The sequence below is a fragment of the Nostoc sp. DedSLP04 genome (assembly GCF_034530775.1).
Taxonomy (GTDB): Bacteria; Cyanobacteriota; Cyanobacteriia; order Cyanobacteriales; family Nostocaceae; genus Nostoc.
This window is the reverse complement of record NZ_JAVRCL010000024.1, coordinates 21081-35965: the sequence shown is the minus strand read 5'-3', so window position 1 is coordinate 35965 and position 14885 is coordinate 21081. Positions and strand designations below refer to the sequence as shown.

General features: G+C 34.6%; 12 protein-coding genes. 2 read left to right on the top strand and 10 right to left on the bottom strand.

What is annotated here, in order from left to right; all coding sequences use genetic code 11:
* Nucleotides 1–226: 226 nt before the first annotated feature.
* The 10 genes from RMX89_RS15690 to RMX89_RS15645 form a co-directional block, all read right to left on the bottom strand.
* The gene (locus tag RMX89_RS15690; RefSeq protein WP_322689543.1) at nucleotides 227–1051 is read right to left on the bottom strand and encodes a WecB/TagA/CpsF family glycosyltransferase; all 825 of its coding nucleotides are present in this window, start codon (nucleotides 1049–1051) and stop codon (nucleotides 227–229) included.
* Nucleotides 1052–1196: 145 nt separating this feature from the next.
* Nucleotides 1197–2348 (bottom strand): glycosyltransferase family 4 protein, encoded by a 1152-nt coding sequence (locus RMX89_RS15685; protein WP_322689542.1) that lies wholly within the window; start codon nucleotides 2346–2348, stop codon nucleotides 1197–1199.
* Between the two features lie 104 nt (nucleotides 2349–2452).
* On the bottom strand, nucleotides 2453–3346 hold the full coding sequence (locus RMX89_RS15680) for a glycosyltransferase family 2 protein (RefSeq protein WP_322689541.1): 894 nt from the start codon (nucleotides 3344–3346) through the stop codon (nucleotides 2453–2455).
* A gap of 128 nt (nucleotides 3347–3474) precedes the next feature.
* A complete protein-coding gene (locus RMX89_RS15675; protein ID WP_322689540.1) occupies nucleotides 3475–4491 on the bottom strand; it encodes a hypothetical protein in 1017 nt (338 codons plus the stop codon).
* A gap of 24 nt (nucleotides 4492–4515) precedes the next feature.
* Complete coding sequence (locus tag RMX89_RS15670; protein ID WP_322689539.1) at nucleotides 4516–5787, bottom strand: glycosyltransferase family 4 protein; 1272 nt, start codon at nucleotides 5785–5787, stop codon at nucleotides 4516–4518.
* Between the two features lie 48 nt (nucleotides 5788–5835).
* Complete coding sequence (locus RMX89_RS15665; RefSeq protein ID WP_322689538.1) at nucleotides 5836–7065, bottom strand: O-antigen ligase family protein; 1230 nt, start codon at nucleotides 7063–7065, stop codon at nucleotides 5836–5838.
* Nucleotides 7062–8009 carry a glycosyltransferase family 2 protein gene (locus tag RMX89_RS15660; RefSeq protein ID WP_322689580.1) on the bottom strand — a complete coding sequence of 316 codons (948 nt, stop codon included), beginning with the start codon at nucleotides 8007–8009 and terminating at the stop codon, nucleotides 7062–7064. The genes RMX89_RS15665 and RMX89_RS15660 overlap by 4 nt, the downstream gene beginning before the upstream one ends.
* A 24-nt stretch (nucleotides 8010–8033) precedes the next feature.
* Entirely contained in the window at nucleotides 8034–9356 is a 1323-nt protein-coding gene (locus tag RMX89_RS15655) for a flippase (protein ID WP_322672118.1), read from the bottom strand.
* 120 nt (nucleotides 9357–9476) lie between these two features.
* Nucleotides 9477–10430, bottom strand: coding sequence for a glycosyltransferase family 2 protein (locus RMX89_RS15650; protein WP_322672117.1), 954 nt, complete (start codon nucleotides 10428–10430; stop codon nucleotides 9477–9479).
* Between the two features lie 70 nt (nucleotides 10431–10500).
* Nucleotides 10501–12708 (bottom strand): polysaccharide biosynthesis tyrosine autokinase, encoded by a 2208-nt coding sequence (locus RMX89_RS15645; protein ID WP_322672116.1) that lies wholly within the window; start codon nucleotides 12706–12708, stop codon nucleotides 10501–10503.
* A 1103-nt stretch (nucleotides 12709–13811) separates the two neighbouring features.
* On the opposite strand from RMX89_RS15645, the gene RMX89_RS15640 reads away from it, so the two are divergent.
* On the top strand, nucleotides 13812–14198 hold the full coding sequence (locus tag RMX89_RS15640; protein WP_322672115.1) for a hypothetical protein: 387 nt from the start codon (nucleotides 13812–13814) through the stop codon (nucleotides 14196–14198).
* A gap of 72 nt (nucleotides 14199–14270) precedes the next feature.
* The gene (locus RMX89_RS15635) at nucleotides 14271–14702 is read left to right on the top strand and encodes a bifunctional diaminohydroxyphosphoribosylaminopyrimidine deaminase/5-amino-6-(5-phosphoribosylamino)uracil reductase RibD (protein WP_322672114.1); all 432 of its coding nucleotides are present in this window, start codon (nucleotides 14271–14273) and stop codon (nucleotides 14700–14702) included.
* The last annotated feature ends 183 nt before the right edge of the window (nucleotides 14703–14885 follow it).

The window sequence follows — 14885 nt, the reverse complement described above, 5'->3', positions numbered from 1 at the left end:
TGTTTACCAAGCTTAGTAGCTTTGAAAATGTACCTCACTATGCCGGGAACTGCTATAGGATTTTTAAGTATTATTCTAAACAAAATAAATGCAAATATTTTTAGTTATTCACGATTATGAAAGTTGAATAAGGCTTCCTGACTAATCAATCATTAAACCTTAGTACAACATTTCATAAATTCGTGACAAATTGAGCGACCTACTGGTAAGAGTCTAAGAGACTCGATCAAGCTACGAACTTTTGAAATTTCGTACTTATAAATACCAGGAGGTTATTTTTTTTTCGTTTACTTGAGATACTCCAAATTTCTCGTAAAAATAATGTGCCAACAAACCAAGGCTCTAGTAAGTAACGTCTCCAAAGTCTTTTCGGTTCAGACAACAAGCGATACAACCATTCTAATCCCACCTTTCCCATCCAGCGAGGAGGAGTAGGTATTGCTCCTGCTATATAGTCCATACAGGCTCCACTAGTCAAAATAGTATTGGTATGAAGATGTTCAAGATTTTCGTAAATCCAATACTCTTGGCGTGGCATACCCATTCCCACCATTAATATATGAGGTTTGTAAGCATTAATTGCAGCTACAGTGGCGAGATTTTCTTGACTATCTTTATCTATATCAATATAGCCATGAGCGCAAGCAATCTGTAAACCAGGAAATTTCTGGCATAAAATATTTGCTGCTGTTTCAGCAACTCCTGGCTTTGAACCTAAATAGAATACACGCCAGCCTTTAGTAGCAGCTTCTGCCATTAGAGGACATACCCAGTCAGCATAGGTTACTCTTTGTTCGCGTTTAATTGGAAAACCCAATAGCTTTCCAATAAACACCAAAGGCATACTATCAATATGGGTATATTCTGCCTTGGAATAAAAAGCTTGCATTTTTAGATCGTTATGGAAGAGATAAAGACTATGTAAGTTGTGATTAGCAATAATCCATTTTTCATCCCGATCAATAGATTCTTTAATCAATGAATTTAAGTCAAGGATAGATAGTGCATCTACTTGAGCACCAATAATTTTATAAGAAAATCGCTTTTTCATATCTTATTTTTCTTTTGATAAATATGAGATGTTATCTCAAAGTCAAGGTAAATATTGTAAAATCAATCAGCAATATTTCAATACGAAAGTACTTAAATATTGAAATATCTCAGTTTTTTAGTTAAAACTTATTTTTTGAATATAACTAAAAAGCACTTATCCTTAGAAGGATGTCTGCGATATTTTGTGCTTTTGCATTCCACGAATACTTTTCGGTAATTAAACTATATGCTGTATCTACAAGTGATTGATATTTATCAATATTTGAAACAGCATCCAGTATTGTGTTAGCGACTTCTTCGCTAGAGTATCCTGTTACTAACAGATGTTCCAAGTGGCGAAATTCTTCTAAACCTCGCAAACCTTCTGGCGTTGATACAACTAATTTTCTACTAGCGAAATAATCTAGTGCTTTATTGCGAGCGCCACCTGCTACTGCTTGTTTTGAAAATGGCAATAAAGCAATATCTGCATATTTCAAATGGGCGATAAAATCTTCCCTTTTAGGTAAAAAGCCTAAACAAGAAATATTAGAGGGTATTGGTTCTGAAATATCGCTACTATCCCTACCAATGACAACAAAATGTACTTTTTCCTGATAATTTTCAAGGTATTTAGCAACCTCAATAGCCATTGATACAGACATATCATTAGTTGGAAATTGAAATGTTTTGGGAGCAATGATAACGACTATTTTAGCTGGTCTGAATGCCTGATAGGGGTCTTTATCTGGAAAAACTTCAGTATTGAGTAAGTCTTCAGTAACTCCATTCCCGATAGAATAAATTTGTTGTGGAGTTTTTCCATACCATTGGGAAATTAGTTTAGGAATTGATTCACCTGCTGCAATAATTGGACTACCAGAAAATATTAAAATTCCCTGAGCAATATATGTCTTAATACATTGTGCAAACTCTTTGAAAGGATTGGCAACTGAAAACAAGCGCATCCAGTATTCATAAGGCGAAAATGTATGAAAATCTAAGACAAGAGAGGAGCTACTGTGTTTTCTAAGCTTTAGTGAAATTAAAGCAGCCAATCCAGGTAGTGTTTCTTGAGCATACACAATGTCTGGACAAAACTCGTCAATGCACTTTTCTATGGATTGAATATATGACTTCAAGCTTCTCGATCCAGTAGAAAAAGAAGGTGCATAATTAACAGATGAACAATCTAAACCTAGCTGAAAAACATCAAAGTATTTAGTAAGATATTGTCCTAGATAAAAAGGTCTAGTAAATGCACCAAATGGCTGACTAGAATCGAGGGTTGAAACAATCAGTAAGCGTTTACCCATAAAATAATTAGTGGTTATTTTATAATTTTAAATTACATTTATCAAATGATTAAGATAGTTATAATTTCTCTAAATACCATCTATCAATAACTATCGTGCAATTATTAAGCTTCTGAGTTACTTTGATTAATATCCTCAGAAAATGTCGGAGAAGTTGCTAAATTTTTATAACCAATAATTGCTCTAATATAGGGTAAGAACCAGTACAATATCCAAAATGGCCCAGAGTGTCTGCTACAAAATATAGTCCATGATTTCAATGGAAAAGCTTTGATTTGTAGTACTTTTTTCAAGCGTTCTAAGAGATTTAAATTGGTATCTGCCCAACTATTGCGGATAGAATTTTTAGTGCAAGTACCAATATACCCAGGAGCTACCCATATTTTACAACCCAATTTACGCGCTCTCAGAGCATAATCTAAATCTCCTAAACTATGAACAAAAGCTGTATCAATATTACCAACTTTGGCAGCAACACTTTTAGGAATTAGCACGCAGTTACCATACATAGCATCGCATTGTTGGATAACGGAGCTTGGTTCTAAAAATTCAAATTTATTAGAATACCACTTTTTAGATTTTACCGCTCCTCCATAGGTTGCTTTTCCTGTAATTGAGTCTTTAGTTGAACCAACTACAATTGAGTCTCGATAACCAAGTTCTGTCAAATTTTGATGAACCTGTAATAGTTTACTCACAGCATTGGCTTCAAAAAATGTGTCATCATTCAACCACAGATAATAATCGTATTGATATTTGATTGCCTCACTAAAAGCTAGATGCATTCCTCCCACCCAAAATAAATTGCCATTACCTTGAAGAATTTGTACTTCTGGATATTCTGCTTTAACAGCCTCTGTAGTCCCATCAGAACTCCCATCATCAGTTAAATAAACATCACAACAATTTTTTTGCTGATATAAAGCATTTAGACAGGCAAGAGTTGTATTCCGTCTGTTATAACATGTCATAATTACAGCTATATTCGCTTTCTTCATCTCATTTTCCTGATAATAATATGTACAAAAAGAGTTAATCTAAATAATAAATTTAGATACGTTTTGGATGGATTTTATTCATAATCTCAATTACCAAAATTTTAACTTTCATATATCGTGATTTCAGTTTAAAATTTCGCCCTGTTTTCTATCCATCTACTGAAATTAATATCTAAGTTAAAGCTTTTTAGTTTTTGTTCCATTCTTCTGACTCCCAACAAATATCTATGCCAAACTGATACACGAGGCATATTAAGTCTGACAACCTCTTCAGATAACCATTGATATTTCTTTGAATTGACATTAAAGTTTTTCAAATTTTTTATTTGCCCATGCCAATCGTTATAAAAAAATAAGTTGAAATAATGAATGGATACAATATCATCCCAATGTTTAATTTGTAGTTCTTTTGATAAACGGTTATGTAAAGGTAATGGATAACTATAATTAGGGGGAAGATGTTCAACGTTTTCTTCCAAGGCACATAAAGTTACAGACAAAACAGACTGCTCAACAAAATAAATACCCTGGGGAGGAGTAATATCCAAGCGCATTACTTTTTCAAAGTTATCTTTCCAAGTTCTAAATATACCTGCACTTTTTCTTACAGCAATCAAACCAGAATTCCAGTAGGCTCTGATTCTTTTATTACCAATGGGTGTGTCAACAAATACCTCACGCTTTACTCCCAGTACTTCATATAGTTTTTGCCAATACCATTCTTGAGGATCTTGCAAACCTGTAGAACCAATTCCTTGTCCATACTCAGGACGCATCCGCACATTACAATCTACGGGCAATAAAAATTCTTTTGGTTCAGAAAAAAAGCATTTGTCACTGTCTAAAAAAACCAATATTTCTGCATCGATATTTTCTTCTGCATAGGCACAAACTAGGGGTTTATTAGCTAAATAATATTCATGGAATTCTCGATTTATCGGGATTTGTTGATGAGTCACCTGCAATGCTTCAAAGGCTTGTTGGGTTTGCTTTAAAATCGGTTCACCTACTCTAGGATGGAAACTATATATAGGTGTATTTTTCAATTCGCCGCAGAACTTACGAATACTTTCTGCAAGCATCAAAGATTGACCTTCTAAACGACCAGGTTCTGTACAAATTATAAAAGCTATAGGTATTGACATAGTATGAAGTATTGATTTAATAAGTTAATTACTCAATGAAGATTTATTTGCTATCATCAATATTTCCTGAAACAAGGCTGAATAACGACGTGCTTGAAGTTCCAGGGTAAATTTTTGCTCGGCTTTCTCACGTGCATAAAATGAAAGTTTTTGTAATCTCTGTTCATTTTCAAGAACCCAGGTAATTCCTTTGGCAAAATCCTCAACTTCATAAGGTTTAGCCAAATAGCCGTTCTGCTGATGATCGACAATATCTTTTAAGCCAGTAGAATTAAACGCCACAACTGGAGTACCACAAGCGAATGATTCTGAAGCTGTCTGTCCAAAAGATTCTTGAAGAGATGGTACAAGCATTACATCAGCAGCTGAGTAAACAGTTGCTAAAGATATAGCATCGTGTAAGTGTCCCAAATAGTGGGTTTTGAAGCCTAAATCAGGTGGATTTTCGGGTTGAGATGCTCCAAAAATCACAACTTCCAAGTCATCTTTCCAGCCAGATTTACTCAATTCTTGTAAAGCTGGTTGCAACAAATGAAATCCTTTATTGTTATCGCTTGTCGCTTCTATAGCTCCAAATAGTATCAGCTTTTTATTTTGAGGTAGATTGAGTGCTTCGCGGGCAAAATATTGATTAATCGGTCGATATTTTTGAGTATCTAATCCGTGAGGAATTACCTCAATTCGCAAATTCTGGAATAAAGAACTGGAACAAGCGCACTCTGCTAGCCAAGAACTTGGTGAAACCAGGGTTAAATTTAAATTTTTCCAAGCTTTTGCTTTGCGTTGCCATACCCAACGGGATAAATCCCATTCATTACCACTGTTGAGTTGAGGACAAGCCCCGCAGGATACTTTGTAGCGATCGCATTCTCCAGTAACGTGACATCCTCCAGTAAACCCCCACATATCATGGAGAGTCCAAACTAAAGGGCGCTTCAGTTTAGCAAAGGTTTCTATTTGCATAAAACCTCCGCTAATCCAATGCAGATTGATTATATCTGGATTAATCTGAGCAACTTTAGGAATAACTCTATCTGGCAACCATTGAGTAAAAAATGGGGTATTTTTCTTTTGACGATAAAGCTTTAATGGCAAACTTTCAACTGTCAGCTTTGCCTTAGCGATGCCTTGAAACAGTCTAATTTTAGGTGCAACTATTGTTTTATCATTACTAGATTTTTCCTGTACTAACATTTGTGACTGTAGTCCTATATTCTGTAAACCTGTGTGTAAACGATATGCAGCCCTAGCTGCACCGCCACTAATATCATGGGTACTAATATGTAAAATTTTCATTTTTATTAACTTAGTATTCACTAAAACTATTTCTGATTGTCATAAAAACTAATTGAATAAAATGTTTTTATAATTTCGTTGAGATTCAATAGTCAAAGATAATGATGTGGTGATATACATTAACCAATTCCAGCTAGGAGTTAATAATCTGGCTTCTGAAAAATTCACTATGACAATGATAATTAGCATCTGCATTGGCCAATAATCTTCTGGCTTTTTAGCGATAGAAATAATTCGAGTCAGTGCCATTACGAAAAACCGGACAAACCCTGCTGCAAAAGTCAAAAACCCTAAGAATCCCAATTCTAATAATAATTCTAAAAAACCATTATGGGCGTTACTTGCCCAATCGTAAGTAGCTCTTAATTTGGATGCAGCATTACTAGTCCAAAATCCCGAAAATCCATAACCTAACCAAGGTCTCTCCAAAATCTTAGAAATTACTAGCTCCCAGAGATCAGAGCGTCCATTGAAGGTAAGGTCTTTACCAGAAGTACCAACTACAGTTTCGGCATTATTGAGAAGTAATATTGAAGAAATCATCAGCAACATCAAAGTTGAAGTGATCGTAATAACTTGTAACTTATAATTAGTTTTCTTCAGGGATCTATAGACAGGTAAAAGTAATATCATTGTCAATAAAATCGTTAAAGATGTTGTTGAACGTGAAAGGATAATTAGACATATAGATATCCCACATAATGCCCACATCAACCAACGATATCGATGACCACTAAGAGCCAGGTGCAAAAAAACTCCTGCACTCCAAGTCATCATGTAACCTAATTCATTTTTATGACCATAAATTCCACTCCACATACCTAGTAACTCAGGTGATTCGTGAATATAACCTGGTACGAATGCAGAAAATAGCATAGATAATGATGCAGCTACCCCAAGTGCCCAAGCTATCAGCTTAATTTGTTCCTTAAGGGGATAACGCATTGCTAAATAGATGGCAAGAAAATATATTCGGATTAGACCTCTTAAATAAGTGAGACTAGAACTTAGGTCTTCTGACCATAAAAGAGAAAATATAACTATTGCTAGTAATAAAAACTGTAGTGGACTTCTAATAATTACATAAATAAAACCTTTCCAGTATAAAATTAGGAAATAAAATAGGATTAAATATGAAACTATATTGAACAAGGTATCTAGCTTATCACCTCCAAGTGTAGACATTGAAACTTCTTGTGCAGGGTGTATTGTTAATGCCCCTACAGAAATTAGTAGTAGCAAAATAGTTAATATTTTTTCTGTTAGTTTTATTTTCATTTCTGAAATTTGATTGCTCTATTTTTTATCGTTGAATAATTCAATCTTTTCTTTACTTCTTCTTTAAGAATATCTAATACATTTGCTTTATAAACTGTTTTTTGTATAAATTTATCTGCTTCTACATTCCTGACAATAAATGGTGGATGCTTTAAGGCAAATTCCATCGCCTGCATGGGCATATTGATAAAAGAAAATTCTTGATTTGAATTGAAATGAGTTGCGTCTGCACCAACACCAACGTTAGAGATTAAATTGACATTGGGAATAATACTTAAGCTTCCCTGCATCCAACAAGCAAACGTCCATTGGTAATCCCAGGTTATACCTGTAGGATTGTCATAAACAGATTGAAATATTCGTTGCCAAGAATTTACCGTTTTTTGATCTATAAGAATGTCATGTAAAAGGTTTTCTGCTTGCACCTCTTTCCAGAGTTTGATAGTCAAATCATAATGTTGCCAAGCACGTCTCCAACTTGCCCAACCCCAGCAGTGGTTGTAGCGAGAAAAATAGTAACTATAATTTGTACGTTTTTGTCCAAGTTGAAGATTTTGAGCAGAAATTGTGGCGATTCTGGTATCATTTCTATATTTTTCCAGCAGTTCCTCGCTAAACCTAAAAAAAGTTGGGTGAGGGATACAATCATCTTCTAAAATAATTGTTTCTTCAACATTATTAAAGACCCAATCTAAACCACTTGATACCCGTTTTGCACAACCTAAGTTAATATCAGAGTAATTTTTTATTACTTCACAATCCCAATCAACTTTCTCAATAATTGCCCTAGTCGCTTCACATTTTTCTGCCTCACCTTCGCGGTCAGTGCGGGGCCCATCTGCAATTACAAAAAGTTTTGTTGGTTTTACTTGGCGAATGGCTTCAAAAACTTTTTCTGTTATTTGGGGGCGTTTAAAAATAATAAAAGTTACTGGTGTTTGCATCATATAAAAGTTAAATAATAACGATCAGTATTTGTAAAAATGAATAAGCGAGCGCACCTGAATCTTAAAAAGTTTTTGTGTTCTGGAATCAAATGCGTTGCATATAAAAGCAGCAGCAGCTTGAGATATTATTGTTGCGATCGCAGCTCCAAGTCCTGCATATTTAGGAATAAGTAATAAATTGAGAATAATGTTTAGTATTGCTCCAAATAAAGTTTTACCTAAAGAAACGTGGTTCAAACCTTCAGCAATAAACCAAGGTGATGTTGCAAGACCCATAAATACAAACAAAGAAGTCCAAATATGAACTGCTAATATTGCTCCTGCATCTGCATATCCACTTCCAAACATCACTATAATTATCTTGTCAGATAAAAAGGACATTGGAAGAGCAATTGCTAAAGATATACATGTCATTAGACTGAATAATTGTCCTATTCGCTGATAGTAAAGACTTTCTGATTTTTCTTTTGCTGCATAAATTGCCGGAGCAACAGAAGAAACAATAGCCCCTGGAATAAAATACCAAATTTCAGAAATACGCACAGCAGCAGAATAAACTCCAACCTCACTATCTCCGATCATTTGACCTAACATCACCTGATCTATTCTCATAAAAATCATGATGGCGAACCCCGAAAAAATTAGAGGTAAACTCTCTTTCAAAAGAGTTTTGGCCGCCGCAATGCTCCAACGCCATAACCACAAAGAAGATCCTTTGACTTGGTAAACAATCAGTAAACCAATTGCACTCATTGCAAATTCTGCTAATGTTACCAAAGCAAAAGCTAGCAATGGTGCTTTTGTTAAAATTAGTGCGATTTTAATGACAGTATTTAGTAGAAATGCTGTGTTTTTAGCTATTACACTGTATTTCGACTGTACCCGTGATTGAAACCACAGTTCAATAGTATCAGATGCCCTAAAAACTCCTGCTATTCCTAAAATTGCCACTAGCCATATCTTTAGTGTTTCATGCTCACCTAAGAAAAACATCGTGCTAACTGCCAATAAAACAGAAGCAATTCCACCCAAAAATTTTAGCCAAAAAGTAGTTCCTAAAATTTCCTCTTTATTTGATGATTGACGAACAAGATGGCGAACTACTACGTCGTCTAGTCCGAGAGTAAAAATTGGGCTAAATAAGGCAACAAAAGCTAAAGCATAGTTAAATAGACCATACTGTTGCACTCCTAAATAACGTGCTACCCATACTCCTACAACTAAGCTTGCACCCATACGTAGAATGCGATCAGCAAATAACCAACCTGTATTAGCAATAATTGCACGCAGCCCAGAACGAGATTTAAATTTCGATAAGTTTTTAATTTTTAATTTGCTTAACATTATTTTTATAAATTAATCATATGATATTTTTTATACCTATCAATCTCGCTTATGTAAATTTATAATATTCTCATATACAAAATAAAGTTTATTTATTCCAAAACTCACATTATTTATCACCTACAAGGTTTTTAATTTACCATCGATCAAAATTTTAAAGAAATAGCTAAATAAGAAAACAATGCCTTTGATTTTCCAATACAAACTATGCTCAAATAAAAATATTATTTTCAAGTAAATAAGAAAATCTTTATATTTTGGGCATGGTATTGTTTGGAACTCATTGATAGATGTAAAAGCTAAAAATAATGGAGAGCTAAAATTGTTTTTTTGCATAATGTAATTAAACAGTGAATTACGTTTCCAGAATCTTTTGTATTCATAGTTTTTGTCTACCTTTAAAAAAGTATTATTATGATATTTATTATTATCATGTATTCTATACTTTACTAAAGGTTTAGACATATAAAACTTTTTAGCCCCCACCAAAGAAGCTCCCCATACCAAACAGTCATCAGCCCTTACACGCCAATCTTCTAAATTTGGAATAGGTAAAAATTTTCTGACTATTTCTCTACGTATTGATAATGTTGAAGTTATAGAACCAATCCATTCACCATTATATAAAGTTTTAATTACTGAATAACCCAAATCTAAATCAACTAGATCGTCTTGAAATATGCCTTCTACTGCTCCAAATTTTTTATACGCACAAAATACAAAATCACATTCACTGCGTCTATTGTAAAAATTTAGGGCGTTTTCTAAATATTGAGGTTCATAAATATCATCGGCATCTAAAAAAAATAGAATGTCACCAGTAGCAGCTAAAAAACCTTCATTAAAAGATGATAATTGTCCTTGATTTTGTTCTTTAAAAATAGCCTTAACATTAGCTACTTGAGTAAATTTATTGATAATTTCCACAGAATTATCTGTAGATGCATCATCAACAATAATAATTTCATCAAATTTGACTGTCTGATTTAAAGCGCTATCAATTGCCTCAAATAAAAATTCAGCATAATTGTAATTATTAATTAAACAAGAAGTTTTAATTTTAGTTTTATCCATTATTACTATAGTCAAAAAATTAGATTGAGATAGTTGTAGTGATGCTAGCTTTCACAATTTATAAAAAAACTTAACGCTCTTGGCGAAATTTAGTTAAGCTGCTAGAAAATACCAAATCTTGTTCAATTTGTCGTTTTTTAGTGTCATAAAAATAATTATTAGGTTCATTTTTATTATTCACACCATTGATGACTATTCCTAATACCTTCTGACCTGACTGAGTTAAAAACTCTTTAGCTGCATTTGCACTGTTCAAGTCAACCACTCCAGGACGAACGACTAATAAGATACCGTCAGTCAAAGTGCTTAAAACAGCAGCATCTGCTATTCCTGACAATGGAGGAGTATCAAAAATTACAAGATCGTAATCTCTCCCAAAGTTACTAATTAATGTTGCCATACGTTGAGAATCTAGCATTGCCACTGGATTGGGAGGCAAAACTCCAGAAGTAAGAACTTCCAGATTAGGCATGACTTCCTGAACAACTGTATCTAAAGAAGCTTGATTAATTAGTACATTACTTAATCCCATTGTATTTGTTAGCCCCCAGATATGATGCTGTATGGGATGACGCATATCTGCATCCACCAATAACACCCTACGCCCCGCCTGAGCCATAGTCACAGCTAAATTTGCAGATACGTCAGACTTTCCTTCTTTGGCAACGGAACTTGTAATTACAATGCTTTTGAGCGGTTTATCAGAACAGAGGAACTTCAAGTTCACTTGTAGTATTTGATATGCATTACCAACAGGGAAGTAAGGAATATCTCTGCCAATAACTTTGGGAATGGCTCTATCCAGTCCTGGTATAGAAGAATGATCTTTACCATTTCTACCTTGTGTAGGAATCACTCCCAAAACACTGTATCTCAAGACTTCTTTGGCTTCTTTGACGGTCTTCACTGAGCGGTCTATCAAATCTAAAGTAAAGGCGACAATGATACCTAAGAAAAAACCAACTCCTGCTCCACCAATAATAAACAGCATTTTCCGAGGCCCTTCTGCTTTATCAGGGGTTAAAGCATAGGAAATAACACGAGCATTAGGAATCTTTTGATTCTGTGCAATATCAATCTCTTGGCGTTTCTTTAAGAGTGTTTCGTAAGTCGTTTGAGCTGCTTGCAGTTTCCGTTCTAGCTCTCGTTGACTTTGTTCTAGCCTTGGCAAATTATTTGCTCGTTTGATATAGGCATTTTGCTGTTGTTTGAGTGTGACAATTTGTCTCTCCAGACCAACACGTTCTGCCTGAGCACGAGTAATATCTGCAATTAGGCTTTGCCGCAGTTGTCCAACCTGTAAACTTCCCTGTGTTATCTGTGCTCCACCAGCTACTTGTCCTGTCCGCTCTTTTAACAAGTTCTTAAGAGCTAAGACTTTTTCTTCTAAGTTAGTAATTGTAGGGTGTTCAGGTGAAAAACGGGTACGCTCTAGTGCAAGTTGGCTTTCTGTTTCTTGAAGTTGGGCTAGCACTTTCTGAACTCCAGGTGCTTGACTCAATTCAGATTCGATTACACCTTGCCGTGAATCTATCTGAGCTTCACTGCTTAACTGTTCTAGACGACCCTTCACATCATCTAGTTGAGCTAAAGCTTGAGAAATTTGATTTCCTAACTTAGAAATGGTATCGACTGCTGCAGCTGCTTCTTGTTCCAAAACAACAACTTTATTCGTTTCTTTAAATAGCCGCAGTTTTGATTCGGCTCTTCTGACAACTTCCTCAGCTTTAGGTACTTCCGTTACAAGAACCTGTTTGGCTGTTCGCGCTTCATTCTGATTAGCCTTGATATTTAGATCGATATAACTGTCAATAACTTCATTAACGATTTTGGCAGCTAGTTCTGGATCGCCACCTTTATAAGAAAGTTGTACAACATCAGTGCCTTTAATTCCTTCTATTTTTAGTTGTTTTGCCAAATCGGGAATCGAGAGCAGTTTGCCTTGGCTATCTTTAAGATTGAGGGAATTAATCGTTTTCTCAATTACTGGATTCGATCCAATAACTCTCACCTGAGTTTCCAGGGGATTGTCGTTCACATTTAAAGCTTCTAGGCGTCCTATGTCATCTGGTAAGCCTGTGAGTGAAGAAGAGCGATTTGTTTTAATCATCAAACTTCCTTCTGCCTTGTATGAAGGTTTTAGTGAAAATGCATACAAGCATCCAAGGCTAACAGATATAGTGAAAATTCCAACTAGAGGTAGCCAACGCCGTCGAATAACTTCTAAGTATTTCTGAATATTTACTTCTTCAAAACTGGGTAAAGATTCCATCGTCATAATATATCTAAACTTTTATAAAAAGACTATTTATTTACAGAAAATTGTTCTCAGAATTTTGATTACAGTGCTAATGAAGTCTAGTTTGCGATATTAATATTTGCGTTAATTCTTAGTTAATATATTGCTGCTGATTTCTTCAATATCTGAAGTAACCTATATACTTTTGTAAGCCGCAATTTTAACTTAAATTGATATTATAGTGAGAGCAAAAACAGGATAAATCACAATTTTATCCTTGATTTAGTTACTTTACATTTTTAGGGCTTAATTTTGGTTAATTTCGTTTTGTCTTACTACTAATACAAGTATTGATTAGTAAGCTAACAATCACTATCATATTATGTAAGAACATTGATTTTTATATCTTTACAAAAAATTTATACAATATACTAATATATTCAGTCTCGGTTTGCTGATTTTGAAAAGACAAGAGGAGTTAATTCCTTCAGGGTAAGGAATAGAGCAATTGTGCCATTCTATAAACAATGGAAGCACTTCAGAGATAGACTTTGGACAGTGAAAACACATACTTATAAAGACTGGATGAATCTTTACATAAGCTAGTTCAAAACTTTAATTAACAATTAATTCTTGCTCTAAATAATAGTCAATTTTGGGAATAATACAGGACTAGCAATCATAAAATTGCATGATTTGAGCCTTGAACCTATAAAGGTTCGCAATCAGTTTAATTTGCCTTTATGTAAAAACACATTACATTTTTTAATATAAATGTACCTGTATGGTAACACGCATGAAATATAGACGGCTAGTAAGTAAATTGGCTTCAGCTTAGATTTAACGTAGCCTAGCAAAGGAGTATCAAATAACAGCGTGGTTAGAGCAAAAAATTAGTTTACATCAGACTAGTACAAAATAGCAAAAATCCAGCTACTATCTCAATTAAGCAGACAAATAGCTCAAACAACTTGTTCAACGTAGGCAAACTTCCGTCAGATTTTACTATATTTTTAATAAAATTTCCCTATATTTATTATTACCTGTGTTAATCTAAGGTACTCAAGCTAGGCTGCTATTTCTTGGTTTTTGTATCTAGGCAATTGTAATTATTAAACTGACATTAAATGTTGAGAGATTGAATGATGAAATCCTCTTCTATTATCTTAGCCGTTGTGATTAGCGCACTCACTTTCAGTAAGAGTGCCTATGCTAATCAAGAAAATGTTTCCATAACAATAGGCGATCGCGATCGCGCTGGAGTTTTATTGACAGAACCAGCTACGATTAATACTACATGGAGTAATTTTCTCGGACAGACTAATAATTCAAAACAAACTGCTGAATCAATTTCGCTAATGCAGGAGCGAGGATGCCAAAAAATTAACCCGCTTGAGTTCATCAATAACCCAAGCGCTTTTTTTAAGCAATGTCAGGAGCCAATCAAGACTCCAAGTACTGAACCAATTGAATATCTCAAGGTTCCGAAACTGGATTCTGGTATTAGTGTGACAGTTACTAAATTTTGATATGGGAACTTTTTTAACAAAAAATAGCTAATTCTTGGTTATGTGATTTATCTAGATAATTTAAGCTCAAATATGGATGAAATATTTATGCTGGCTGCTTTAGCTCAAAGTAGAAAAGCTTTGCCGGAATGTTTGCCGAACCCACCAGTAGGCTGTGCCATCGTAGATGGCCAAGAGATCGTAGCTCAAGGATACACGCAAGCACCAGGAAAACACCATGCTGAAGCTGACGCACTTAAACAGATTCAAGGCAAAGCTTTCAACTCGTTGAAAATGTATGTAACTCTTGAACCTTGTTCTTTTCATGGACGCACACCTGCATGTGCTTTAGCGATCGCTAAAGATTGTCGGATACATGAAATATATGTATCTATACTCGATCCAGACCACCGCAATAATGGTAAAGGATTAGATATTCTCAGAATTGCAGGAAAAATAGTTAATGTTGGGTTATGTGCCAATGAGGTGAATGCTTTTCTTAGCCAATATCTACTAAAGTCATAGTTGAAGAGTTAGATTAAAACTTTAATATCATACCATTTTCCTAAAAATATTTGCAATCAGCCAACCATCTATGTAAATACATAACTGTGCTTTTGTGCAACTAAAAGTTGAAACTAGTAAGCGAGAAAGCTGTGAGATATTCCTTCATTAGGAGTTTCAGACTATTTCCGACTTCTCCAAAAA